The organism is Bacteroides sp. AM37-9, from assembly GCF_003603455.1.
GTDB classification, from domain to species: Bacteria; Bacteroidota; Bacteroidia; order Bacteroidales; family Bacteroidaceae; genus Bacteroides; species Bacteroides xylanisolvens.
The window spans coordinates 199185-225741 of record NZ_QTNF01000003.1 but is presented as its reverse complement, the minus strand read 5'-3'; the positions used below and the strand labels follow the sequence as shown (position 1 = coordinate 225741).

General features: G+C 43.8%; 24 protein-coding genes and 2 pseudogenes. 16 read left to right on the top strand and 10 right to left on the bottom strand.

Going from position 1 to position 26557, the window contains the following annotated elements:
* The first annotated feature begins 16 nt into the window (after positions 1–16).
* Complete coding sequence (yfcE, locus tag DW862_RS03580; RefSeq protein ID WP_182423208.1) at positions 17–556, top strand: phosphodiesterase; 540 nt, start codon at positions 17–19, stop codon at positions 554–556.
* Positions 557–1812: 1256 nt separating this feature from the next.
* Positions 1813–2751: a site-specific integrase gene (locus DW862_RS03575; RefSeq protein ID WP_241150207.1), complete on the top strand. Its 939-nt coding sequence runs from the start codon at positions 1813–1815 to the stop codon at positions 2749–2751.
* Positions 2752–3045: 294 nt separating this feature from the next.
* On the opposite strand, the gene DW862_RS26680 is transcribed toward DW862_RS03575, so the two are convergent.
* The 3 genes and pseudogenes from DW862_RS26680 to DW862_RS03565 form a co-directional block, all read right to left on the bottom strand.
* The gene (locus DW862_RS26680) at positions 3046–3105 is read right to left on the bottom strand and encodes a helix-turn-helix domain-containing protein (protein WP_369739617.1); all 60 of its coding nucleotides are present in this window, start codon (positions 3103–3105) and stop codon (positions 3046–3048) included.
* Between the two features lie 16 nt (positions 3106–3121).
* A pseudogene (locus DW862_RS03570) lies at positions 3122–3439 on the bottom strand (response regulator); the annotation flags it as partial.
* Positions 3436–4242, bottom strand: a complete 807-nt coding sequence (locus DW862_RS03565; RefSeq protein WP_224200693.1) for a HAMP domain-containing sensor histidine kinase — start codon at positions 4240–4242, stop codon at positions 3436–3438. The pseudogene DW862_RS03570 and the gene DW862_RS03565, both read right to left, overlap by 4 nt.
* On the opposite strand from DW862_RS03565, the gene DW862_RS25785 reads away from it, so the two are divergent.
* The 4 genes from DW862_RS25785 to DW862_RS03550 all read left to right on the top strand — a co-directional run bounded on the left by DW862_RS25785 (position 4123) and on the right by DW862_RS03550 (position 10096).
* On the top strand, positions 4123–4770 hold the full coding sequence (locus DW862_RS25785) for a hypothetical protein (protein ID WP_224200697.1): 648 nt from the start codon (positions 4123–4125) through the stop codon (positions 4768–4770). The genes DW862_RS03565 and DW862_RS25785 overlap by 120 nt on opposite strands.
* A gap of 176 nt (positions 4771–4946) precedes the next feature.
* Positions 4947–5633, top strand: a complete 687-nt coding sequence (locus DW862_RS03560; protein ID WP_118313750.1) for an MFS transporter — start codon at positions 4947–4949, stop codon at positions 5631–5633.
* Between the two features lie 709 nt (positions 5634–6342).
* The gene (locus tag DW862_RS03555; RefSeq protein WP_087306477.1) at positions 6343–8823 is read left to right on the top strand and encodes a hypothetical protein; all 2481 of its coding nucleotides are present in this window, start codon (positions 6343–6345) and stop codon (positions 8821–8823) included.
* Between the two features lie 28 nt (positions 8824–8851).
* Positions 8852–10096 carry an OmpA family protein gene (locus DW862_RS03550; RefSeq protein ID WP_034532992.1) on the top strand — a complete coding sequence of 415 codons (1245 nt, stop codon included), beginning with the start codon at positions 8852–8854 and terminating at the stop codon, positions 10094–10096.
* Between the two features lie 69 nt (positions 10097–10165).
* Here the strand turns inward: DW862_RS03550 and DW862_RS03545 are convergent, their stop codons facing one another.
* Positions 10166–10570 carry a Fur family transcriptional regulator gene (locus DW862_RS03545; protein ID WP_032940363.1) on the bottom strand — a complete coding sequence of 135 codons (405 nt, stop codon included), beginning with the start codon at positions 10568–10570 and terminating at the stop codon, positions 10166–10168.
* Positions 10571–10794: 224 nt separating this feature from the next.
* On the opposite strand from DW862_RS03545, the gene DW862_RS03540 reads away from it, so the two are divergent.
* The 7 genes from DW862_RS03540 to DW862_RS03510 all read left to right on the top strand — a co-directional run bounded on the left by DW862_RS03540 (position 10795) and on the right by DW862_RS03510 (position 18576).
* On the top strand, positions 10795–11118 hold the full coding sequence (locus tag DW862_RS03540; RefSeq protein WP_008665334.1) for a hypothetical protein: 324 nt from the start codon (positions 10795–10797) through the stop codon (positions 11116–11118).
* Between the two features lie 220 nt (positions 11119–11338).
* Entirely contained in the window at positions 11339–13480 is a 2142-nt protein-coding gene (locus DW862_RS03535) for a TonB-dependent receptor (protein WP_008665336.1), read from the top strand.
* Between the two features lie 81 nt (positions 13481–13561).
* Positions 13562–14671, top strand: a complete 1110-nt coding sequence (locus DW862_RS03530) for a DUF4625 domain-containing protein (RefSeq protein ID WP_087306473.1) — start codon at positions 13562–13564, stop codon at positions 14669–14671.
* 5 nt (positions 14672–14676) lie between these two features.
* On the top strand, positions 14677–15162 hold the full coding sequence (locus DW862_RS03525) for a DUF4625 domain-containing protein (RefSeq protein WP_008653094.1): 486 nt from the start codon (positions 14677–14679) through the stop codon (positions 15160–15162).
* A 289-nt stretch (positions 15163–15451) separates the two neighbouring features.
* Complete coding sequence (locus DW862_RS03520; protein ID WP_008665340.1) at positions 15452–16333, top strand: AraC family transcriptional regulator; 882 nt, start codon at positions 15452–15454, stop codon at positions 16331–16333.
* 166 nt (positions 16334–16499) lie between these two features.
* On the top strand, positions 16500–17633 hold the full coding sequence (locus DW862_RS03515) for an OmpA family protein (protein WP_008665342.1): 1134 nt from the start codon (positions 16500–16502) through the stop codon (positions 17631–17633).
* 79 nt (positions 17634–17712) lie between these two features.
* Entirely contained in the window at positions 17713–18576 is an 864-nt protein-coding gene (locus DW862_RS03510; protein ID WP_008665343.1) for a copper resistance protein NlpE N-terminal domain-containing protein, read from the top strand.
* A gap of 97 nt (positions 18577–18673) precedes the next feature.
* On the opposite strand, the gene DW862_RS25780 is transcribed toward DW862_RS03510, so the two are convergent.
* Positions 18674–18814, bottom strand: a complete 141-nt coding sequence (locus DW862_RS25780; RefSeq protein ID WP_157132500.1) for a hypothetical protein — start codon at positions 18812–18814, stop codon at positions 18674–18676.
* Positions 18815–18933: 119 nt separating this feature from the next.
* Here DW862_RS25780 and DW862_RS25775 point away from each other — a divergent pair, with 119 nt between their 5' ends.
* Positions 18934–19224 carry a hypothetical protein gene (locus DW862_RS25775; RefSeq protein ID WP_034532971.1) on the top strand — a complete coding sequence of 97 codons (291 nt, stop codon included), beginning with the start codon at positions 18934–18936 and terminating at the stop codon, positions 19222–19224.
* Here the strand turns inward: DW862_RS25775 and DW862_RS03500 are convergent.
* From DW862_RS03500 to DW862_RS26130, 4 genes and pseudogenes are all read right to left on the bottom strand, one after another.
* Positions 19221–19888: pseudogene (locus DW862_RS03500) on the bottom strand (hypothetical protein); the annotation flags it as partial. The gene DW862_RS25775 and the pseudogene DW862_RS03500 sit on opposite strands and share 4 nt — an antisense overlap.
* A gap of 2172 nt (positions 19889–22060) precedes the next feature.
* Complete coding sequence (locus tag DW862_RS26260) at positions 22061–22519, bottom strand: hypothetical protein (RefSeq protein ID WP_227204746.1); 459 nt, start codon at positions 22517–22519, stop codon at positions 22061–22063.
* A gap of 124 nt (positions 22520–22643) precedes the next feature.
* Positions 22644–24017 carry an ATP-binding protein gene (locus tag DW862_RS03485; protein WP_008665350.1) on the bottom strand — a complete coding sequence of 458 codons (1374 nt, stop codon included), beginning with the start codon at positions 24015–24017 and terminating at the stop codon, positions 22644–22646.
* Positions 24018–24082: 65 nt separating this feature from the next.
* Positions 24083–24223 (bottom strand): histone H1, encoded by a 141-nt coding sequence (locus DW862_RS26130; protein WP_192938491.1) that lies wholly within the window; start codon positions 24221–24223, stop codon positions 24083–24085.
* Between the two features lie 528 nt (positions 24224–24751).
* Here DW862_RS26130 and DW862_RS03480 point away from each other — a divergent pair.
* Entirely contained in the window at positions 24752–24955 is a 204-nt protein-coding gene (locus DW862_RS03480; protein WP_083804140.1) for a helix-turn-helix domain-containing protein, read from the top strand.
* 12 nt (positions 24956–24967) lie between these two features.
* Entirely contained in the window at positions 24968–25261 is a 294-nt protein-coding gene (locus DW862_RS03475) for a helix-turn-helix domain-containing protein (protein ID WP_118326067.1), read from the top strand.
* Positions 25262–25325: 64 nt separating this feature from the next.
* On the opposite strand, the gene DW862_RS03470 is transcribed toward DW862_RS03475, so the two are convergent.
* Complete coding sequence (locus tag DW862_RS03470) at positions 25326–26543, bottom strand: site-specific integrase (protein WP_087306469.1); 1218 nt, start codon at positions 26541–26543, stop codon at positions 25326–25328.
* Between the last annotated feature and the right edge of the window lie 14 nt (positions 26544–26557).

Below are 26557 nucleotides of genomic sequence, written 5' to 3'. Positions count from 1 at the left end.
TAACGAATAGATTATGATGAAATACCTGATTGTGTCCGACATACATGGCTCGTTACCGGCACTGGAACAAGTGCTGGCATTTTATCGGGAGCAACAATGCGGAATGCTTTGTATTTTGGGAGATATCCTGAATTATGGTCCCCGGAACGGGATACCTCAAGGACTTGACCCGAAAGGGATCGCAGAACGTCTCAATGCGATGGCCGGTGAGATTGTCGCCATCCGTGGAAACTGTGATTCGGAGGTGGACCAGATGCTGCTGGACTTTCCCATCCTGTCCGATTACACCCTGTTGGTGGATAATGGAAAACGTTTCTTTCTCATCCACGGACATATCTACAATGAGGACAGACTGCCGAAGGGAAGGTTCGATTGTCTTTTTTATGGTCACACCCACCGGTGGAAACTTGAACGGACTGAGCATACAGCGGTCTGCAATACCGGCTCCATCACTTTCCCGAAGGACGGGAACATGCCAACATTCGCTATTTACTGTGACGGTACGGTATCCGTTCACCGGCTGGACGGCAGCAGGCTCAAGGAACTTTCTCTCTGATGGGGAATGTATAATAACAGCCTTTTATAATTGCTTATCCATTATACAAATATAGCAATATCCAAAACGCCAATTATTCAGTTGTCACTGTGTAATATTCCAAGAGACTACAGATATAATAGTATTCGGATTATCCGATTATCAAAATATTCAGTTTTCTAAATATTCAATTATCACGAAAAAGAAGCCATCTGATGTGTCGGATAATCGTAGAATGCTCTACTATTACAGGAAGCTACAGCCTATTCCGCCTCCGGAATATTGGTAAAAAACACCAACTTTCCTGGAGAAGCAGACCGAAATCGGGAGAGGTTGCCATCGGGAGGGAGGCACCAATCGGGGCAATCTACAGTTCTACTTAAAAACGTTGTCCCCGTAGAGGGGACAGCAAGTTGTGTTTTCGTTAAACGAAAACCATACGGTTTAACGGCGAAAGCCATTAAACCGTCAGTAATAAAGTTCCGAAGATCGCTTTTCAAATAATAATAAAGCTATTGATATATTTCACTTCTATCATCCGTGCTAGGTATTTATATCTCCAATAATATTTTCTTTAATTGATGCAGAACATCATTATACTTACACAGCGGATAGAGAACAAGAAAAGATACCATTTTATGGAAGATACAATATATGTATCTGAGGAATATTGATAAATGTTTATCCTTTAACAAATACAAGAACAATAACTCAAATAATAAATTCTGCGATATTCATACATTATAAAACATCTATTCATGTAAGATCCGAAATCTAAATTAAATAGTAAAATCCTTATATAGACAGTTAGTAATCACACAAATTCAAAACAACATTATCAAAGCAGAGCTTAGGTAAACTAATTTTCCAGAGCCTTTATTTATACTTTCCGCCTGATAATTCCTCCTCTTTGCATGTTTTTTCTAAGATTCGGTCTTCACACATTTCATTTTCCTTTCAGATATTTCCATAAAGTAAATTCCTTACTTTAAACCTTTAAAGCATTGTGATAAAATTGAAGTGGCATTATAACAAAAGAACATATTTTTACCAGAAACATTGCCCATTAGCCAATGTATTGAAATGAAGGGAAATTAAAAACAAATAAAATCTATATAAATATTAATTATCAATGTGTTATTAAGTAATGATGATTTCTGTTGTATTCTGTTGTATTCCTTAAAATCTTTATTATTCGCCGTTTTTGTTACCTAAAACGATACTTATATTCGGATTATTTGTCACCTTTGTATATGGATATAAATCATTGATATACAATGGGAAGGAAAAAGAAATCATTAATAGAGAAATCTCCGTTCAAGTTACGTCACCGTAAACTGGCGGACGGACGTTTATCCCTGTTTCTTGACCGTAGCGTAGACGGCGGGCATGAGTACGAGTTTCTGCAACTCTATCTCATGCCGGAAACATCTGCCAAAGCAAGGCGGCAAAATGCGCAGACACTTCGCAAGGCGGAAGATATTCAGCGAGAACGGACAGAAGCCCTGCTCAATGCGAAGGTGGAAACAGTACCGGAAAGCAAATCTTCCGATATGCTGCTGTCCGACTGGATGCCCATTGTCCGCAAGAACCACGAACACCGGGGAGCACGCGACCTGAACGGAATCGACAACGCCCGCAAGAACCTGCTGAAATTCCGTGCAGATGTCAGGCTCTGTGATGTGGACAGACAATTCTATCTTGATTATATCGACTGGCTTCGCTCTTCCTGCAAGACCGCATGGGGAAAACAGGTTACTCCCAAGACGGCTCATTCCTATTATACCACTTTGCGTACCGCTTTGAACGAGGCTGTGCGTGAGAGACTGATTGAATCAAATCCTTGGTACAAACTGGAGATGACCGAGAAAATCAAAGTTCCCGAAAGCAAACGGGATTTTCTGACCATCGAGGAGATAAAGAAAATGATAGCCACGCCATTCTTTAACGAGCAGGTACGGCGAGCATACCTGTTTTCCTGTTTTTGCGGACTTCGTATCAGTGACATACGGAAATTGCGTTGGCGTGACATCTCCACATCAGACGGGCAATGGCTCGTGTCTGTAGTAATGACAAAGACCACAAATCCCGTTTATATCCCCCTTTCGTCCCAAGCGGTAAAATGGTTGCCGAAACATAATGGCTGCACGCCGGATGATCTTGTCTTTGGAGGGCTGCCCAATGCAAGCAATCTCTGCATCAGTCTCAAGAACTGAGCTGATAAGTCAGGTGTAAAGAAGAACGTGACATTCCACACGAGGAAACACAATGTATTTGTTATCTAATTGAAATTTAGATGGTTACCATATTATTTTCATTTAATAGGTAACGATTTAGAAACGAGCGAGATTCAACGGTTTGTTCTATCTTGCATACATTCAAAGAACGATTATCGTAGTGCAAATATAAGATTTGCGGGTGAGAAAAGCAAGATTATAGCCTTTCTGTATCCTAAAAATCATCAGAAACAGGAGGCCTGTTTTCACGTCCCTCCCCTGTTTTCTCGTTGGTTATATGATTCCGTATTTGCGCAACTTTTCATACAGGGTGGTCCGGCTGATGTCCAGCATCCTGGCTGTCCTCGCCCGGTTGTATGGGCTTGCAGAGATAGTTCACGGCGTCCAGTTGCATGGCTTCCACAGCGTTCTCCACCTGTCCGTAGTTCGTCATGATCAGGAACGGGACGGCAAGGCATTTCTCATGCGTCCAGCGCAGCAGCTCCGTGCTGTTCCCGTCCGGCAGGCGCAGGTCGGCAAGGACGAGGTCGAACTCCTCCGAGGCGAGGGATTTCTTTGCCGGGGCCAGTGCCGTCACGTGGCGGCATTCCATTCCCTGTTTCTTCAGCCAGTTGCCGATGCTGCGGCCGAAAACAATGTCGTCCTCTATGATCAGTATCTTTTTCATTCTTCCTTCTTTTGCAGGTTCATGGCATGGCGGAGCAGCATTTCCTTCACGATGCCAAGCTGCCGGAGGTCGTCATCCAGCACAAGGACGCGTGTCCCTTCCATATGAAGGTGCTGGGAGAGTTTTTCCGTATCCAAGGGGGATTTCCCGTCGGCCGGCGGAAGGAGAAGCAGGACGATAAATTCGCTGCCTTGCCCTTTTCGGCTTTCCACACGGATGGAGCTGCCCATCCGGGAGACCTGCCTGGAGCAGATGGCAAGGCCGAGGCCGAAACCGGATACGCCACGGGCATTCTCCAGCCGCTCGAAGGCGGTGAATATCCTCTCCGCGTCCTTTTCATCCATGCCGGTGCCCGTATCCCGGACGCACAGATGCAGCTCGCCGTTCCTGTACTCTGCCTCCAGCCGGACGCTCCCTTCCTTGGTAAACTTCAAGGCATTCGAGAGCAGGTTGTTGACGATCTGCTGGAGATGGCTCTTGTCACCGCAGACCACCACGTCCGTGCCGGAGAAACCGGAGGAGAGAAGCAGGCGCTTCCTCTGCGCAAGCGGGGCGTAATTGTCCACTGTCTCCTTGAACAGGGATTCCAGGTGGAAGATACGCTCGTATGACTGTGCCTGTCCCGTATCCAACAAATAGAAGTCCATTAGGGTATCTACTAGGGAGAGTATGTACTCCGAGGTGTGACGGATATTCTCCACATACTTCGCCTTACGCCGCCCGTCCTTCTCGCCCGGCAACAGGTCGGCGGAACCGGTTATCGTTGTCAGCGGGGAACGCAGGTCATGGGCGATGGCGAGCATCATGTCCTTCTTGGACTGGAGGAGTTCCCGGTTCTTCCTGTCGGACGTCTCCAGCTCTTTCTGGTAGCGGTATTTTCTATTTATGTCCCGGTGTATGATGGCATAGAACACGATTGTCAGCAGGGAAACACCCAGTGCAAGACAGGCCACGGTACGGTAGGACGTGTCACGGTCAAGAATGAATGCCTCATATTTAGATGTGAACCGTGTATTTGTTTCCTTTTTGAACTCGGTAACGAGCGCGTTCATTTTCCGGTTCAGTTCCGCATTGTTCCCATACAGGCTATCCATCTGGACGGACAAGTATGCTTTCCGCCTTTCCTATTCCTCAATGACCCGGTCGTTCAGGGTGAGCAGCATGCGTCTTGCGGTCACAACCGGGGAAGAGGCGGTCTGTTGTTCCTGCTTCCGTTCTATCTGTTCTTTTTGTTGCAGGTAAGCGGACTTTTTCTCTTTACGCCGGAATATATCCCAGAAATTCCGTTTTTTGGAAACCGTTCCATCTGGATCGGAGACTTCCGTTTTTAGAGAAATAGTCTGTCCCTGTGACTGTTTCCTGACCTCGGACAGGACAACCGGAATCCTTTCCCCTACGATGTCGGCTATGTTCTGCTACTCCTGAAGGTTCCTCATTGCCGTAAAAAGAAGCTGTTCCTTGTTTTCAAGCAGCAAGCACAGCGAATCGATGTGCTCTTGTTGTTCCGGTGAATGTACATATTTTTTTAGCAGGTGGAGGCTGTCGTGCCGTCGGTCTGTACATAACGTGGCGGATAACTTTCGCAAGCATTACCGCGATAGGGTTACTGGTAGCTCTGTTTCTGGGCATGGTCTTCCCGAAACCGCCCAACACCCGACCGATGACGCTGCACCGGTTGCCTGTACTGTTCCGCAACAAGGCGTTGATAAGTATCTATCTGTTCGCCTTGCTGGCAACTATGGTACATTATACGGGATACAGTTACGTAGAGCCGTTTCTGGTGCAGATTGCTCGGCTGGACGAGAATCTCATTACGTTGGTTCTGATGCTTGTGGGACTGTCCGGTATAGTAGGAAGCGTTTTGTTTTCCCGATATTCCGGTCGGAAGTCCGGTTTGCTCCTGTTTACGGCCTCTTCGGGCATGGCGGCCTCTTTTCTGTTATTGTATCCGCTTTCCGGTTTTATGAGAGCGGTACTTGCCTTGTGTTTCTTTTGGGGAATAGTTTATACCCTCTTCAACTTGTCGCCTCAGGTGAAAATTATGGCCGTATTGCCGCAGGCTTCGACCATTTCGATGACCATTTATTCTGCGGTCTTCAATCTCGGAATCGGCTGCGGTACTACTATCGGAGGAGCGGTGTGTATACATGCATCCATTGCATACATCGGTTATGCCGGGGAATCACTGCTCTGATTGCTTTTGTCTATTGTATCAGGCATGTGTTGCGTCCATTGAGACCTATTCTCTACAGAGGGTGATTTTAGCAAATATAGGCCTTACGCAGGTTTGGATTTGCCAACGGGAGATAGAGAAGCGGAATTTACAATCTATCTCCGAAGCATAGAACGTGCACTCGCTTTTGGAAAAGAAATGATGTAACTGAAGTTACTTGCAGAACATTCCGTACTTGAATAATAGACTGCAATATCAATATGATTTTTGGTTTTATATCATCTGTGTTTTAGTTTCATATTTGTTTCCTTTGTTTGTCCAGATCTGTATTCTTGTTCTATCTTTGCGTCGAAAATTGATGTTTTTTAGCATGAACTATAATATGAAAAAAGCTAATTTATCGAATGATATATGTTGCGCGATCCCTTAATTTATTCAGGATTTACCAATTCTGATGTATTTATATAGATGAGGGAAGGCTGTTCAGAATCTGAATAGCTCCCATGAATTTCAAGTCTGTTTTGATTATAAATGAACATTATGTTTTTAGGGATCAGACCGAATCAATGTTACGGTCAGCAATGAAAAAAGAGCTTTTTATCAGTTGTTTGCACAAATGTAAAATTTGGGCAATAAATGACGTGTGATTCGCAGTTCATACCTACATCATTGGAACATAACAGGATACTAATTTAATTTATAAATAAATTAACTAAAAAATAAAGTTCAAATGTGTAAATTAAGAATTATGCAGTGGTATGGGATAGTTGTTTTTTTGTTAATAGCTTCTTGTACGGATGTAGATATCACCATGCCCAAGGGTCCCAAAGGTGATACGGGGCTTTCAGCCTATGAGTTTTGGAAGGAAAAAGTGGCGGACGGAACTGTAAACTGGCCGAAGGATCAGACGGAAGTGGCAGACTTTTTCAAATATTTAAAAGGTAAGGATGGCAAGGACGGTCAAGACGGGCAAAGCGCCTTCGAGCAATGGAAAGAGATGATTGCGGACGGTAGTGTGGATAATCCGCATGATCCAGATAAAAAGTGGTCTCCCGAAAATAATACGATACAGGACTTCTGGCGCTTCCTGACCGGTGCCAGTGGCGAGGACGGACAGACACCCCATGTGGGAGATAATGGAAACTGGTTTATTGGCAATGAGGATACTGGTATTGGCGCACGCGGTCGTGACGGTCAGAATGGAGCGGATGGAAAAGATGGCAAGGACGGTCGTGATGCCGTGCCCCCGACGGTCACTATCGGTGATAACGGCAACTGGTTTGTTGACGGTGTAGATACCGGCAGGAAGGCTGTGGGCCAGGATGGAGCGGACGGCAAGGACGGAGTGTCACCGACAGTCACCATTGGCGATAACGGCAACTGGTTTATTGACGGTGTGGACACAGGCAAGAAGGCTGTGGGGCAGGATGGAACGAATGGTAAGGATGGCGTGTCACCAACAGTCACCATTGGCAATAACGGCAACTGGTTCATTGACGGCGTGGACACAGGCAAGAAGGCTGTAGGTCAGGATGGCGTGAACGGCAAGGACGGAGTGTCACCGACAGTCACCATCGGTGGTAACGGCAACTGGTTCGTGAACGGCACGGACACCGGTAAGAAGGCTGTGGGACAGGACGGAAAATCTCCCGAGGTGGCCATTGGCGAGAATGGACACTGGTATATTAACGGTAAGGATACCGGCAAGTCCGCTTTCGGCAAAGATGGCAAAAACGGAACCAATGGAACAAACGGGACCAATGGTAAAAGTGCCTATGAACTTTGGAAAGAGTACATTTCATCCGGTGAAGTGGACAATCCGCATAATCCTGACCAGAAATGGCCGGCAGACCGGAATAAGCAGACGGACTTTTGGGATTTCCTCACAGGCAAATCTTCGGTGATCGAGGTGGAAATCGGAAAATATAATGTTATTCCCGAATACTGGAACTCTTTATTGAAAGAGTATGTAATACCTTCGGACGGATCGGTGCTCTTTACCGTGTATGACAAGGCCGGCAAAAAAGTCGCGGCAGGCGTAAATGTGAGCGGCTTACCCGGCGTATCTTCCACGGAGACATTTACAACGGATGCCGAGGGGCAGTTCAAGGTCACATGGGACAAGTTGCCGGACATGAAAGAACTGTCGGACAGAAGAGGAAGCGTAACCGTAACGGTTGATGGAGCGCAGGAAACAAGTGCAAGGAACACGCTGGTGCCGAACAGGATAAATGTCAGAGCCAGTGTGAGTGGTGCGTATCTGAGTGCCTATACATCGGAAATAAATTCATTGGAGTATTTATATATATCATACAAAATTGAGCGGCAGGTAGATGGAGAATGGGGCAGTTACCCAAGTGCCATTACGACCCCTTATAGTAGTATGAAATCATCTAAGATTAATGATATAAATCAACCTGTAAATGAAGAGAATATAGATAAAAGTAAATTAAAACGTTATAGCGGAGGGGATACTTATTTATACATAATACGTCCGATGGTCTTTACAGCAACAGAGAAGGCCAATATTGCAAAGAATGATACTATCAGCCGGTTGAAACAGTATGAGTGGGACGGAAAAGAAAACTATGTAGGCCTTTATTTCGGTGATGGTGAGGGAAATTCCAACGACTATGGACAGACGATATATTTACAGGATAAGATACACGTTCCGGAATTATATCCGGCTCCGGGTTTCAAGGAGAACAGTGTCTTTGTCGAAATCAAGGAGGGTGTCACCACCCTATGGGGAGAAATTGACACGGATAAGTTACCGGACTTTTATAAGACATACTCTTACCCGACAGGACAAGATAGATTGCAGAAAGAGGAAGGTACCAATATCTGGAAACATCCGGAAGGCAACCTTTCTGCATCCGCTTTGGCTGATAACCGGGCTGTGTTCATACAAATGCGTACTTTCATCAACGGAACGGGAGGAACCGTACATACGGGAACGCTGGAACTTTCAAAGGGTGGCAGACGGTTCTGCCTGACAAGCGCCTATCCCAACAACTGGATTGGCGTGGATGTCCGCTCAAGGCAGAAAAGTGGAAGCCAGATAGTATTCTACAATACTAACGAGTACCGTGGGCGTTACGCTTACTACCTGACCAAAGAGGGCGATCAGTATTATTTAGTTGATTTTGCAGACAGGTCCCAAAAAACTCCTTTGGCAGTCAAAAATTGTCCGGCTGACTGGATGGATTGATTTATTTATCGGATAATTGAATATGAATATGAAGAAAAAAATGATAGGTTTTGTCTTCCTCTCCTTGCTGCCAGTCTCTTTGGTAGCAAGAGGGCAAGACACAGAAACAACCCGTCGCGCACCTTCTCAGGAAGAAGTGACCATACACGACGGACAACAGGAAAAAGCATCAAAAGCCTGGGAGATCGGTGTCGGTGGTTCACTGATAAACTGGAACCGTGTGGCGATAACCGGTTTCCGGAGCACACCGGAAAATTACTTTTATAATCTGAAGGCAAATCATCTGATGGGTGGGGCTAACCTGTACGTGGCACGGGAATTGAACCGATGGTTTTATCTGGACCTGCAGGGGACTGTCGGAGTGACAAGCAACAACCGTACCACAGGAAGCGGCAGGAAACATGATTGGCTGTACATGGGGGGATTAGGCTTGCAATTCCGTTTTACCCCCTTGTTCAAGTCCAAATGGGTGGAACCGTATCTTAGAGTCGGGGTAAATTATCTGCATAAGGATTTTACTTCCGTATATGGCGGTAATTTTGTGGATGATCCTACAGGAGAAGCGCGTTGGGAGTCTTTTGATACATGGAACCCTGACGGGCGCTCATCCGATAAGAACTCCTTTATCCCCCTGTCTTTCGGCGCGGGGGTAAAAGCCTGGTTAAGTAACTCGTTCGGGCTAGGTCTGCAAGGTGAATATCTTCTACCCGTACAAAAGAGTCTTCCCCACTTCGTGCAGATTTCTGCCAGTGTTATCTGGCGTATTGGCGGAAAGAACAAGCATACACCTCCAGTAGTTCGGTATGTAGAGGTGGAAAAGCCGGTCGAGGTGGAAAGAATCGTTGAACGGGTTGTAGAGAGAAAAGAGAAAGTTCCTGTCATGGTGGATACGGTATTTTGCGATTTGTTAGAGAATATTCATTTTGAATTTGACAAGGACGTGATTACTCTTGTTTCCCATAAGATTCTGGACAGGCTGGCAGCTTTGCTGAAGAATTACCCGGATAGTCATTTCCTGATCACGGGATATACAGATGCCCGTGGAAGCGCGCAGTATAATTTGCGGTTGTCTGAGCGCCGTGCAAAAGCGGTATATAAAGCCTTGCTTGAACGCGGGGTCCCCAGCCATATGCTCAAATGGCGTGGATTCGGCAATCGTGCTGCCTTGGTTCCGCCTGTAGCTGCTGACAACATTCGGGAAGGGGATAGAAAAATTTTATTGGAAAAGGTTACCAATATGGAGTACTGGAAGGTTTTGGGAAAAGAAGACTAAAAGCCAATCTTATAAAATTCACGACAAATAGATTTTGTCGTGAATTTTATTTATCCCTGTCTTAGATATTCAAGAATGTTCGACTTTACATTTATTACATGTCCCTTTAATCAGGACCTCACATTCCTCTTGTTCAAAATTCTCAGGCAAGTGATATTCTTGCAATGGAATATCCTCAAAACAAGTTACAGAATGACATATTTTGCAATAAAAATGAATATGGCTGTGATTGGGGGAGTTATTCAGTGCATATCTGGCCGTAACGTTGTCTATTGTGATCCGATGAATAATGTTTGCTTCCAACAAAGTCTGTATCGTCCGGTAAAACGTGATCCGGTCATACATATCGCCCATTTCTTCCTTGATATCACTTTCTGTCAACGGGAACCGCTTGTCAAGCAAAATAGAAATAATGGCTATTCGTTGGGCGCTCTTTTTAAGCCCTTTTTCCCTTAATATATCTATTGCACTCATAATGGCTGATTGGTTTATATTGCAAATATACTTAATAATCAGAAAGTATCAAAACAAGCAGATAGCATGGTTCGGGATTTTGAAACAGTGTTTCGACATGAACAAACACCTGTTTATAGGTATTCTGATGATATCTAAAAAAAATGAAACAATGTTTCATGTCTGAAAACTGTTTCATTTGAATGTTTTTATTATCTTTGCAGCGTTTCTATGAAAGTAGGTAGATGAAAGTAAGGACAAAAAACAGAATTGCTGTCGCATGGCTGTTACTTATGACACTCATGCCTGTCTTCGTGGTGAAGGCTATGCACCACCACGAAGAGATTGCTGTCTGCCATTCAGACAACGGGCATCCTCAGAGCCCCTGCAATCAATGTCCTGTCTGCCATTTTACCCTTTCCCCATTTACACAGGCTGAATCTTTCCATATTCAGATTATAATTCCACTTTTTAATTATGAACCGGTTGCTTATATGGGTATGAAGGGTTATCAGCCCGTTCATCCGTATAATCTGCGCGCCCCTCCCTCTTTATCTGCATTACTATAAACAAATGCGAAAATTTGCCACACCATTGTGGGTGTGCCTGCACATTGTCTGTCCGAAAAAACAGGTTATGGCATATGATATTTGTATCATTCGATTATACAAATACGGATATTGTATATCCTTTTCCGACGGCAAATGCAGGAAGGCATATGGCTAATATGCCGGATTTTAAGGAATAATTTCCGGCAGAAGGTTCTATCGATAATCTAAAAAAATAGCGATGAAAAGAGTTGTTGCAACCGTTGCGTCATTCCTGTTCATCATTCATTCTCATGCCCAGCACCAGGACAGTGTTCCGGACATGACAAAGGATGGCGTGACGTTAAGCGAAGTGGTCATCATGGGAAATGACAGCAGGCGGGATACTCAGATGAGATCCTCCCAAAGTCTTGTCAGAATCGGCAAGTCCTACCTTGAAATGAATCTTTCAGGCAGTCTGCCGCAAACATTGGCGGGAATACCGGGTGTGAAGGCGATGAATATCGGTTCCGGGCAATCCAAACCGGTTATAAGGGGACTGGGGTTCAACCGCATGGTCGTGACGGAAAACGGCATCAAACACGAAGGGCAGCAGTGGGGAGAAGAGCACGGTCTTGAAATTGACCAGTTTTCAGTAGACAGGATTGAGGTGATAAAAGGACCGGCTGCCCTGCTCTATGGTTCGGATGCCATTGGAGGGGTCATAAACCTGTATAGCGACTATATACCGGCGAGACCGTATGAAAGCAGGGCGGAACTTTTTATGCGAAGTAATAACGAATCGGTCGGTCTTTCGGCACAAATGGCGGGAAAGAGGGACAGGCTTTATTACAAAGTGGGCCTGACACTGGTGGATTATGCAGATTACAAAGTTCCCGCGGACAGCATTCAATATTATTCCTATTACATTAAATTAAAGGACCGGCGTTTACGCAATACGGCAGGCAAAGAACAGGACGGGAGTTTTACATTAGGGTATGTGGGAGACCATTTCTCCACCGCTTTCAAAATATCCGATATTTATACCAAAAGCGGATTTTTTGCCAATGCCCACGGTTTGGAGGTACGGCTGTCGGATATAGATTATGACCGTTCCAGACGTGATATCGATCTGCCGTACCATCTGGTCAACCATCTGAAAATTATGAACCATTCAACATGGCATTCAGGGAACATCCGTTGGGAGGGCAATCTGTCATTCCAGCACAATCTCCGCAAGGAATTGTCGGAGCCGGTCTCACACGGCTATATGCCTACGCCTTCCAATACCCTGGAAAGGAAATACACCAAGAATACTTATACGGCAGGTATTGGAATGAAAGTGTTGATAGCCGGAAAGCATAGCCTTAATGCTGGGGTGAATGCAGAGTATCAGCATAACAGACGTGGCGGCTGGGGATTTATCATTCCCGATTTTGAGACAACCTCGCTGGGAGGATATGTCATGGACCGTTATTTTCTGCTTGAGAACCTGATATTGAGCGCCGGATTACGACTGGACAGAGTAAACACCCATATTCACAGCTATCATGACTGGTATAAGACACCTGTGGAAGAAGCCGATTCCGTCTTTAAAGAAAGAGCCGCCGGTTTAAAGCGCTCTTTCACCAGTCTCACCGGTTCGCTGGGGATTAATTACAGTGCTGGGCAATGGATATTGAAAGTAAATATCGGAAAAAGCTTCCGTGTGCCGATTCCCAAAGAATTGGGGGCTGACGGAATCAATTACCACATATTCCGGTACGAAAAGGGAAGCGCCGGCTTATCCCCGGAAGAATCATACCAGCTTGATCTCGGAATGAACTGGCACACCGGTGCGGTCAATATTCAAATAGATCCTTACCTGAACTATTTCCCAAATTATATCTATTTGAACCCGACCTCAACGTATACCGAAGGCCTGCAAACCTATTATTACACACAAAGCCGGGTGATTCGTTACGGATTTGAGGCTGAAGTCAATTACAAGCCCATATGCTGTCTGGAGGCCGGATTAAAGGGGGAATACCTGTATGCGGAGCAACTCTCCGGTGACAAGAAAGGATATACCCTGCCTTTCTCTCCTCCATGGAGTGCCAGTGTGGAATTAAAATACACGCACCCTGCCAGGGAGGGACGTGAGGCGGGGTTTGTCTCGGCAACGTATAAAATTGTCGGCGATCAGAATGGGATTGTCCCTCCCGAAAAGCCAACCCGGGGCTATGGAGTGCTTAATATGGCGGTCGGAAAGGCTTTTGTATGGAAAGACTTCCGGCTAAGACTGAACTTTCAGGGACTGAACCTGCTGAACAGGAAGTATTACGACCATACCAGCTATTACCGGCTGATTGACGTACCCGAACCGGGACGTAACTTTTCTTTAATGATAGGATTTGATTTTTAAACAATAATTGATTAACAAACATCGAAGGAACGTACCGGAAAACAAAGCACCGGTACCTCCTTCAAATAAAAAAAGAAGATTATGAAAAAGAATTTAGTATTGACAGTAGTTCTATTGATGGGTTTATGCATGTTTACCTTTTCATCCTGTGATGATGAGAAAGAAAGCACAGGGAAACCAATCGTTGGTTTGAATGAAGTGGGCAAAGAAAACAGTAAAACCGGAATTGCCGGAAGTGACCTCCACTTGGAAGGCGAGATCATAGCCGAAAATCTGATCAGGCGTATTGATATAGAGATCCACCAGGAAGACGGCGGCGATTTCAAGATAGAAAAGTCTTTCACCGAAGGCAAGTATATAGGTGTAAAGAACGCTCATTTCCATGAGCATATAGAGATTCCCTCCGAAGCGCCTGCCGGAAAATATCACCTGCATTTTACCGTTACCGACCGGTTGGGACAGACAGAAACCAGGGAATCGGAACTGACGGTGAAAGCGGCAGCCGCACACATCATCGTGGAAGACTTGAAGTTCGGCGCCTCCCATGATTTCTCCGATAATAAGATCGGTTATACAGGTACCAAGCCAATGGTGTCCGCACATATCAAGGCGGAAAACGGACTCGAAAAGATTACGGTCTTCATACATAGTGAAGAAGGAACACCTTCATTCGAACTGGACACTACCTATACTTTTAATGGAGAGAAGGAATGGGGTACCGGAGGCCAGCATAAGCATATTGCGATTCCGGACAATGCCCCTGCAGGAGATTATCACATGCATTTCAATGTATACGACAAGAAAGGCGAAGTATCGGAAAATTCACTGGAGGGTGTGCAGTTCAGGAAAAGCAATGCGGAAGTGTACGGAGTGGAAATTGGAACCAACCGTTCGGCACTTGCCTCTGATATTCTGACAAAGTTCAGAGTAAAGGCGGAGGACGCCTTGCATTCCATCCGTATACGCATCTATAAAGAGGCTGCACCCGGTGAGTATTTTTATAATAGTACGTTGGCGGATGAGTTTTCTAAAGGAGATTTGAAGGAATACGCATTCAACAAGAGCTTGGAAGCCAGGGATGGTCATGGGAATTATGCGGCTGCAGGCGAATATATTCTTGAAATCAGAGTGGAATATGCCCTGGGAGCCAATAAGATATTCAAGGAAAAGTTTAATATAACCGTAAAATAAGAATCATGGTAAAAAGCAGGAGCATCATTCTTCCTTGTGCCTTTATGTTCTTTCTCCTTGCTGCATGCAGCAAGGATGAGAACGGCAAGGATTTGGATAAGCCGGTCATTGAAACCGATAGCGAGGCGTTACCGCAGAACTGTCAGGTATATGTGAAAGGAGAAGAAATCCCTTTCATATATACTTTTACTGACAATATGGGTCTGGGCAGCTATAATATCGAGATACATCACAATTTCGACCACCATACCCATAGTACCGATGCCGGAGATTGTCCGCTGGAGGAGAAGAAGAAACCCGTAAAGCCCTGGGTATATAACCAGGATTTTCAGATTCCAGAAAGCGCATCGACCTATAATGCCAAAGTGTATATTCCTATTCCGGAAGATGTTGATACGGGGGATTATCATTTTATGATCCGGGTGACCGACAAGGCCGGCTGGCAACAACTGAAAGCGGTAAGTATAAAGATCATAGAAAAGAATTATTAGAAAAATAATAAATCATGAAACGTTCATCACTTTATCCAATAAGTTGTGATATCGGATATATTTATCATGCTTGCGTTCCAATATTTCTGTCTTATAAAATCGTTGGCTGTAGAAGGAAATCCTCCTCTCTGTGTTTACAATCATAACAGATAGCGATATGGATATTATTTTTAGTTTTATATTATCAATGTTTTGGTTTTATATTTACTCCCCTCTTTTTTTGTATTTGGCTTCTTGTTTTACTTTTGCCTTAAAGAAATAATGCTTTTAGCATGAATATTATAAATATATGGAAAAGCTATTTTTATTGAACGATTTATATAACGATCCCCTTGCCTTATCCAGATTCAGTCAATTCAGATGCCTTTATTTAGGCAAGGGGGAGACTGTTCAGAACCTGAATGACTCCCATGAATTTCAAGTCTGTTTCGTGTTGAAGGGAACATTATGTTTTTTTAGGGACCAGATTAAGTCTATGTCACAGGTCGTAATGGAAAATGAGCTGTTCTTTATCAGTTGTCTGCACAAATGTAAAGTCAGGGCAATAGATGACGTGCATCTCGTCGTTCATGCATGCAACATTGTAGCCCCTTATTTTCATGATAAGGTAATAAAATATCTGCAGAATATAGTGCTTGAGAAAGTCAAGCCTGTGGAGGTTCTTCCTGTTTATCCGTTAATGCGTTCCTTTCTTGACCTACTGGTTGATTATATGAAGCAAGGTATGGAAATCCCGGAACTGCACCGGGCCAAGGAATATGAACTTTTTTCATTATTCAAGACCTGCTACTCAAAACATGAAATAGCATCCTTCTTTCGTGATGCCTTGTCAAATGAATTGCGTTTTTTTGTATCTGTCATGACTCATTACAAAAGCTGCAGGACCGCTAAAGATTTAGCTGTTTTATGCGGATATAATGATACCATGTTCAATTTATTATTCAAAAAATGTTTTTCTGGGGAGACTCCATACCGATGGCTGCAAAAGCGGACTTCCCACGAAATCAAGCTTAAATTGATAGAGAATATTCTGCCAGTCAAGCAAATAATGCTGGAATATCATTTTAAAACGTTTTCTCATTTTACCACTTTCTGTAAAAGAAATATTGGAGATACTCCCAATGAAATACGCAGGAAAGGAGTTGTCATTGAAAGAGTGCCTTTCCCTTAGACGATTTTCTGTATCTGTTGCCTTTAGTTAAAACAACAATATTCTAAAATAGCAGATGCCACATGTTGGATTAAAAGATAAAATACAGATACTGTCGAACCTTTTGTGTAAGCCTGTATTCTGCATCATTTGAATATAACAAAACTCTAATTTAATTTATTAATGTATGAAAAAGATTCTTTTCTATTTCTTGTTAAGTACAAGCACATTGAGTGCTTATTGTCAAACCCTGCTTGAGGGAAACAAATTTTTCGATAATTGGTCTGTTGGACTAAAGGGCGGAACAGTAACTCCGCTTACCCACAGCGCTTTTTTTAAGAATATGCGTCCTGCCGTTGGAGTGGACCTGACCAAACAGTTGACTCCCGCATTCGGACTTGGGGTCGAAGGTATGGGATATATTAATACGAGTAACAGCAGGACTGCTTTTGACGCATCCAATATCAGTCTGTTGGGAAAGTTCAATCTTATGAATCTGCTGGGTGGATATCATGGAGTTCCCCGTACTTTTGAGATGGAGACGGTTTTGGGAGCCGGTTGGCTACATTATTATGAAAACGGAAAAGGTGATATAAATTCTTGGAGCACGAAAATAGGCTTGAACTTCAACTTTAATTTAGGTTCGGAAAAGAAATGGACGTTGGCATTGCAACCTGCACTGGTGTATGACATGGAAGGAGACTTCAACGAGCACCGGAGCCGTTTCAACGCCAATAATGCCGCCGTAGAAATTACTGCCGGTATTGTTTACCATTTCAAGAACAGTAACGGTAAGCATTATTTTACAATGACCAAGCCTTATGATCAGGCGGAAATAGACGGTTTAAACCGGAGTATTAATGAGCTGCGTATGGAGGTAGATTCTAAAAAACAGGATTTGAATTCTGCAAATCAAAAACTTGCGCAGCTCAGCCAGATGCTGGAAGAGTGTCAGAAGCGGGAACCACAGGTTCAGACTGTTGTAGAAACAGCCAAAACGTTAGAATCTGTAGTCACATTCAGACAAGGAAAATCATCCATTGATGCATCCCAGTTGCCCAATGTGGAGCGAATTGCAACTTACCTGAATAAACACAGCAATGCCAAAGTCGTTGTGAAAGGATACGCGTCTCCCGAAGGCAGCATAGAAGTCAATGAACGGATAGCCCAAGCGCGCGCCAATGCCGTCATGAATTTATTAGTCAAAAAATACCGCATCAGTGCGGACCGCATTACTGCGAAAGGACAAGGCATAGGCAATATGTTCTCGGAAGCGGACTGGAATCGTGTCAGCATCTGTACTATCGAGGAAGGAAAATAGAAACTTCAATGAACATCGCAATAGTTTTCGTGTTATTCCTAATGACACGAAACTATTGCATAAAAACTTTCTATAGAATATGAATAAAAAAATATTGCAGTCAGTACTTTGGGGCTTTATTCTTATTTTATCATCATGCCGGTCTTCCCAACCGCCATACGACGGAACTTATGAAGGCATATTGCCTGCGGCCGATTGTCCAGGCATCTATGTCTTATTGACCATTAACGGAGGACAGTATGAATTACTGGAGAAATATATCACGCGTCCCGGAACTTTTGTTACTTATGGAAAGGCCGGAAATCTACCCGGTGATAAGATTCTTTTGGATAATAAGATGGAACTCAAATCCGATGATGGCCGCTTGTTATATAAGGATACGCCCCTAAAACGGATTTCCCTCCAAACGGAACTTCCGGAATTCTGTACTTCGCAACTCCTGAAAGAATCTCAAAGTGGGGAAAATGTAACCCTCAAATTATATGAGAAACAAGGAGAACAGTATGCGGACTTCCTTTTCAAGGCCAAAAAGCATATACTCAAATTAAAGGAAAAAACAGATTTAGTTTCTGAATATGCGGACAAAAACTGCTCCTTGAAAGTGCCGTCGGAACAAAAACAATCGTCCGTGTCAGACGAACTGGTTTTCAATGACGGAACAAATTCTTATACATTTGACCGCCTTACACCTGATTATTGTATTTATTCGTCGGCAACAAAGACCAATCCAACCTTTTTTGATGTTGTATATTATACTGCCGGCGAAAAACCCATGGTCAAACTTATATCTACCGCTCCTGAACATTGCTATACTCTTTTCCAGACAGAGGCTTCTGCCAAAACTGCGGAATATTCCGATGGGAAAGTGGAATGGCGGGTAGGAAATCATAAAAATGCAACATTCGTTGTTGACAATAAGGAGTATGAGTATAATGAGCAATAAAACATCAGGATTGCAGTCAAGAAAATAAATTATACATCAGGATTCATTTGCTGTTCGCTCCTTTAGCGAATAGCAATGAATCCTTGGATGACAAATGTCAAATGACAGAGTTCAGTTTCACTGCAAACCTGTTTCCTGTCTCTCTATAATGAGTCCCGACAGTTCCGGCTAATTCACCGATAGTCCCGTCAATTCGAACTTTCTTCAGATAAAGATAGGGATATCCTGTCTTTAGCACATATGATATATTAACCAAAAGGTATCCAGGGTGCAAGTGGCGTAATTTATATTATCTGTACTTTTACCTTTAATTTCTTGAATTTTGAAAGATTCAGCCATATGCTGTAACCAGCCAACATGGGTGGTCAGAATGGCTTCATTATTCATCATTATAACCGCCAATATCAAATCTATCCGGATTTTACCTATTTTTGTGCCCGTATTATGAATCTGCAAATGGAAACGATGACTGATAATAATGAAATGAATGCCGGCAACGGGACGCCATGCTGCCATTGCCACGGGGAAGAGTGCCGTTGCCGGGAAGAAAACGGGGAATGTGAATGCCACTGCCACGCGCACGAAACCCTCTACCCCGGGGTAACCTGTATCGATGTGGAACCCGACGATTTCAACGACTGGGACTAATCCCCACCGGACTTTATCCGGTACGGCACGTTCAACCGCTGACGATACCCGCCCACGCCGAACGTGGTCGTGACCTCTTCCACCAGGTAAACGCCGTTTTTCGAGGGGTTGCGGTCACTGTCCCGGTGATACCATTTAAGTTGTAGTTGCGGAAATACTCCGTCGTCTCCTCCACGAGCTGGTCGGAGATGATGCCGATGTGCGGCGACATGTACGGCACGATGGTGTAGGTCGAGAGATCGACTTTCGTCTTCGTCACGGCGCCCTTGGCGGTCGTGTTCCCGGTAACCTTGTGCGTCTTTTTGGAAATCTGCGTGGCGTTCACCGTCTGGTACTGCCTGCTGCCGGCAATCGTCGGGTCGTACTCGGGGTTCAGACGGACAGTCACCTCGAAGAATTTCTCGTCGGTGCTGAGCGCCTTACCCGTGACGGCGAGGAATTTCGGGTCGGTCTTGACGACTTTCAGGTTGCTCTGCGCCACGTGCTCGTTGAACAGGATTTTGAACGGACCCGTTGATTCGTCTTCGGGGAAGACCGGCTGCGCCTTGCTTGACGAGTACGGGCGGCCCACGGCAATCGCCGGCATGGCTCCCTCGTTTTCGGCATCGTATTTCAGGAAGCAGTAGACCTTGTATTTCGACCACTCGGAGAGGATGTCGGCCATTTGCACAGTCCCGTACTGCTATTGACTCTCTCCAGGTTATATAGCATATTAACGGTATTACATAATGTTTATGAGAGAAACTAACACTTTTAGACATTTTCGCTTTTAATATCCATCCAGAAGCGACTCCGGAGCTTCATGGAGGGTATGGTTTGGCAGCACGATTGCCGTTAAACCGTACGGTTTTGGTTTAACCAAAACACAACTTGCTGTCCGCAGGAGCGGACCACGTTTATCCAATAATTATTGTATATCAGAGTGTTGTGTGGCTATTTTCCTGTATTTTGTTTGGCTTTTCCATCAGATATTTGCCGGCTGTTCTCCCCGTTAAAAGATAGATATATCTCCATAACCATGTGACTTACGCCCATAATTCGGGGATAAGGAGGCGAATATACGGAAAATCTGCCCTTTACATACCTTATTCTCCATTAACGAATTACTACTTCTACACTTCTGCAAATGGAGAATGGCATGTAGCCGTATACGCCTTATTGTTTTTTCTTCATCGTCTCCATTAATAGATTGCTACTTCTACACTTCTGCAAATGGAGAAATGGACATGTAGCCGTATATGCCTTATTGTTTTTCTTCATCGTCTCCATTAACGGATTGCTACTTCTACACTTCTGCAAATGGAGAATGGCATGTAGCCGTATACGCCTTATTGTTTTTTCATCGTCTCCATTAACGGATTGCTACTTATACACATCTGCAAATGGAGAATGACAGGTAGCCATGTGTGACTTATGTTTTTCTTTATAGTTCTCCATTAGTGAATTGATATTTATACACTTCTGTAAATGGAGATTTTAAGATATCTGTATCTGGAAAGGTGCGTGCTCCCTTCGCTTCCGGCTATCCTTATTTTAATATCCAGCTATATTGTAATTCTGTGATAGCATTATCCGGCTAGCGTATTATCTGGCTATATACAAATATGGCTACACTATAATTCATGGTTGTGATGGAGATGGCTCTTCCCATCCGGTAACATGACCATAATACCACGAGAAAAAAAGACGACGCCCACAGAGAAAAAACGGATGGAAGGGACGGTTACAGAATGACAGATTTCAACAAATAGCCGGCTGTTTTTGGAGACAAGCTCGGATCTGAAGTTCCGGTCAATCAGCCGTCAAAGGGCTGTTCAGGTATATTATGCCATCAGGTACAAGAATGTTTGTTATGGTAGTTTTCTCCGATTGTCATTAGGGAAAAAGGATTTCAAGGTATCCTGTTTGTTGGTATTCCGGCTGTTTGGTAATCAGGTAAATAGAAAGTCCGGTACATGTGAATTTAGGAGATCATCCCAGATGGTAATCTGTTAAAGAGTTTTTTGGAACATTTGAAATACCGATAATAAAAACGAAATCAGGTATATGGACGCTGTCATACACCCACAACCTGCCATACCTCTATTCCGATAATTATATATGGTTATCCGTGTATATCGCTATATCCTTATTCCGATAGAAGGGCGTATCGTTATCGTCGTATCTCTATATCTAAACATATGGCTATGTGCGTATCCGGCGGTATCATCGCCTTTCCCATCCGGGTCTGTCACAGGTTGGATAAGTTTTTAATCTGAAGGTAACCAGCCTGATGGTATAGGAACATGAAGAACTCTGTAATCATGGCATTTACCCGGGCAGAGAAGCCACATCTTTTATTACCGAATTCTCGGCGTTGTTTCGTCCATGTGTGAAGAGGAGTTTTTTTTCATCGCAACGTTCCTTTCACATACCCAAAGGGGGGAGTGAATCCAGCCCTGCTTCGGCTTTCTTTTTCTTTCCCATATGACAAAAACTAACTATCTATGACTATTCCTGCCAGTGGACTGGTTCTGTTTAGCAGGTGTCTTTTTTTCTTTACATTCGTATCAACGAACATTAAAAATTGAGCGTATGGAAATATACTACATTGAAGCCGGTGTCCTTGAGAGGATGCTGACATGCTTCGAGAATCTGTCCACACATGTGACAGATTGTATGAGAGAAAACGTTGTAAGGAACTCGGAGAATGACTGGGCGGTCAGGATGTCTGCCTGCTCCTTAACATCTCACCGTATCTTGCTTTCTTTTGATAGGTAATGAATGATTCAAACCTATGAATTCCGTTTATCCCTATCCTAAAAAAAGTTTTATTCCCTTCTTTCTTCTCCTTAACTTATTCAATATCAAATTCTTTCTTTAATAACTTAAAGAATACATTGTTTCTATTCGATGCAAGTTCATAAATGTCTTCAAAGGAATATAGTTCTATCCTAATATCCATTTTATTTCTCGGATTATCATCCTTAGAAAAATTGTCCTCAAAGTAATATGAATTTGCCAGGAATGGGATAGGTTTATATCCGCCACTAAAACTATTGGATGTCAACTCCTTGTCTATATCGGATTTCCTAGCAAGAATGATACCTGTATATTGTACTTGCTCCGTATTCACAGTCCAATTCAATGTTTTATGTGGATGCTTATAAAAATCGTGAGCGTATCTTTTAACCTGTGCTATCATTCCTTCTTTGGTATTTCCTGCATTATGTGCGTTTGTTGTTGATTTTAACTCAAGGATCAGAATTTGTTTTGTTTTTTCTGGGTCATCAGCCCAAATGTAAACATCTGACAAAGGTTGCCCTGACTTGGTGCTTTTAACTTTGAAATCGTTTGAGAATGTTGTGAACTTGTCATCAAGAATCCAAAGATTATGTAAATGATTGATATTTGAAGAATCACTTAAAGTTGTTCCTCTTTTAATAAAGAGTTCGTACAGAGCTTTCTAATTCTGATTTATCATTTCCGTCTTCATCAAATTTTTGAATTAACATATGCAAACGTTTCAATACACTTTCTCGATGTTTGACATATATATGCAAACTTGAGTTTAAAAGCTTATAACATTCTTCAGAATCACTAAAAAGTTTATCTTCTTCATTTTCAAACTCTCTATCTATTTGATTCCAGAACTTTTTCTCTATCCTACTCTTCTCGTCAATAGCAGATTGTACAATATCTTTCTCATTTACTATCTTTTTATCATCGATAATATTACTATCTTCAATAAATGTCTCAAGCGAGGGGTACTTCTTTTTGAAATTCTTTAAATTACGCTTTGTCTCCTTTTGGTTGTTCTCTATAATAGAGCTAAATTCAATATCCAAGATCTCATTTATTTTCTTATTTATTTTTAATATATCATCAACTGGGATTTCTATTTTTTCGCCTTTTGTGTCGACATGTTCATCGAAATATTCCGATGTTAAATACAATAAATAACCGTCATTATTATCAATTGAATAACTTAATTTTCCATTGGATAAATCCGCTTTCAAGTTCCTTGCAAAACAGATTACCGGATTCTCTCCATGCATTTGTGTTCCTTTTTTTATCAACCATAGCATAAAAGATTTATTACCCTCTGCGAGATTGATTTCAAAAGGTTTTCTTTCTGTTTCAGATTCAATATTTCCTTTTTTTACAGTAACATCCTCTCCATTGAAAATAATATTTACTACAAGCTGTTCATTGGTTACAATGAATGGAAAAAAAGTTTCTATAAACCATTGTTTAAATGCTTTTGAGTTTGGGTATTTATAAAAAAAAGTTTTTGCTCGTCCTAATGTGTTTTGTTTGTTTAAGTATGCTGTCAGCTTGGTATAGGTATCTTTTATTTCTGGCATTTCTTCTACAAACTCATCAAAATTAAAAAGTCCATCAGATGTATTTGGATATGGAATGGTTCGCTTTTGATATGTACCATCTTTATCCTTATACACCGTTTCATATTCAGATGAGTCGGTAAAGTATACAATAGCCAATCTCCCTTGGCCCAAAGGATGGAAATTAAACTGCTCCTTTTCCAGGTTTTTTTTATCAAGTTCTTCAAAATAGAGACGATTTTTTTCTGTAAAGCCTTCACCATTATCCCTTAATTCGATTTTACATTGATTTTCATCAAAAGTAATATTCAGGTCTAGCTGAGGGATAAAATTCGTTTCTTTATTTTGCCGAATTAAAACGGCATGTATGGAATTGGAAATTATCTCTCTTAATAAAAGAAAGAATTTTTCACGGCTATTCTTATATTCTTTCTCTGCCCTGTATTGAACGTTTGATTTCTGTTCCATGATGATACTACAATTTTTTGAAGGCTATTTTAAACTCAACATATATTCTACTTGACGATAAAAGATCACTTGGCCACTTCAACCGACATCTTACGGAATTCCTTAAGCAAACTCCTTAATTCCAACGTAGCTTTACGTGCTTTCATACCTGCCACATTGTTGCCTTTGGAAACCAGCTGTTCCACATCTTTTTGAAAACGGCAAATTTTCTCTGAATGTCAACAAGAAGTTTGTTTATATCCTTAAAAAGTGTTTATTGATCAGTGATTTTATAATCATAGTTACAAAAATAAGATTTAAATTCCAAATAATTAAATGTTCCAGTCTCTTTTTATTGAAAAGACTACGAAGGACAAATAAGGTTCAGGAGCAATTCCTCGTTTGGAACCACTTGTTGAAATCGCAATGATAAAGTTCTTAGCCTATATGGAGCACTCCAGAGGTTTTATACTCATTTTTTTGATACTTATTTTGTACGGTGGGGATTTTTTCTTTACCTCTTTCGCATGACAATAGCCGACTATCCATGACTATTCCTGCCAGTGTGCCGGTCGTGCTTGCCTCTCATGTTTTTTTCCCTTATATTCGCTCCGACATTTAAATGAGTTGAAAATATGGAAATATGCTACATCGAGACCGGTGTCCTTGAGAGGATGCTGGTACGCGTCGAGAGCCTGTCCACACATGTGGACAGATTGTATGAGAGAAACCGCTGTAAGGAACCCGGCGAGTGACTGGACGGCCAGGATGTCTGCCTGCGCCTTGACATCTCGCCGCGTACCCTGCAGACCCTCCGCGATACCAGACGGCTGGCGTTCACCCGCCTCCAGCGGAAGTTCTATTACAAACCCGAGGATGTGGAGAGGCTGATGACCTACGTTGGCATCAGACGCAAGGAGAAGGCGGTGAGGGAAAGAAGAAAGAACGGAAACCTTTAAAGAACGGAAGAAATGGAAGGAATTATCGATAAGGAAGACGGGCGCATCCGCAGGTTCTTTGCCCTGCTGGACAATATAGAGAAAAAAGTGGAACGTCTTGCCTGTGACAACCGTCCTCCCTTCAACGGGGAACGGTTCCTGACCGACAGGGAGCTTTCCGGGATGTTGAAGATCAGCCGCAGGTGCCTGCAGGATTACAGGGACCAAGGACGGATTCCCTATATCCAGCTCGGTGGAAAGATCCTGTACAGGCAGTCGGACATCGAGAAGCTGCTGGAGGAGAATTATCACCCTGCATTGGTATAATATCGTATTCAAGTTTAAAGATTGCCGCCGGAATTGCATTTACGATTCCGGCGGCAATCCTTATTTAGTCGGCGGTTTCCTTGCCGGCCGCATCCGCGGACTTTCTTCTTTCCATCAGCCGGTCCATGTCCGAGGATATCTTCCGGTCGGTGACCTGGGCGTAGACCTGCGTGCTGTCGATGTTTGTATGGCCCATCATCCTGGCGATGCTCTCTATCGGAATACCCGCGGTCAGCGTCAGGGTTCCGAACGAATGCCGGGCCATATGGTAGGACAGGTTCTCCCTCATCCCCAGCGCCACGCCCATCCCGTGCACCTCGTACCAGAGGACGTCGCGGACAGGCAGCGGGAATATCGGCTTGCCCTCATCCGTGGTGTTGTAAAGCCCCAGTATCTGTTCGGCCACGGGGTGCAGCGGGATGAACGCCTCCACGTCCGTCTTGGCCCGGCGGATGCGGATATACCTTCTCCCTTCCGAGGTCCTTCCGATATGACGGGGATGGAGAGCCCTCGTGTCCGCGTAGGCAAGACCGGTCATACAGGAGAAGATGAATGTCCTGCGCGCCAGCTCCATCATCGGGTCGGGCATCGGGGTCTCCATCATCCGCTTCAGTTCACTGCGGCTGATATGCCTTAGTTTAGGTGCATCTTTCTTCTCGTATGCCACATCTTCTATCGGGTTGGCCCGCAATACTTCCCGGTCCACGGCGATGTAGATGAGCCGGTTGAGCCAGCACAGGCAGTGGTTCACATGCCCGTTCCTGTGTCCCAGCTCCTTCTTGAGAAAGACCTTGAACGATTCGGCGAACTCCCCGGTGATGTCCGAAAAGGCGATGTCCCTCATCCCGCGGGATTCGACGAACTGTCTCAGGTTAAGCTGCGTGGTCTTCGACTGGCGGTAGGTCGAGGTGGAGTTGATCTCCTTGGAGCGGACCCTGAGACGTTCGCGTTCCACCTCTCCGGCCTGCAGGAGATATTCCGGCACGGAATTGGCACCTGACACGGTGGTCTTGAGCAGCTTGGCCGTGACCACCCCCTGGTTCCTCAGCAGGTTGGCGTACGCCTCCTCCAGCCGGCTGCGGAAGGCGGCAAGGCGGTTGTTCTCCCTGACTGTTTTGATTTCACACTTCTTGCTGTCCCAGTCACCGGGCCTGCAATAGATGCCGGTGGTAACGGCTGACTTCTTGCCGTCAATGCTGATCCGGCAGAGGACGGCGGTCGTGCCGTCCGATCTGACCTTGTTGCGGTTGATGTAGAATAAGAGTTTGAATGTACTACGCATGATAATGATATTTT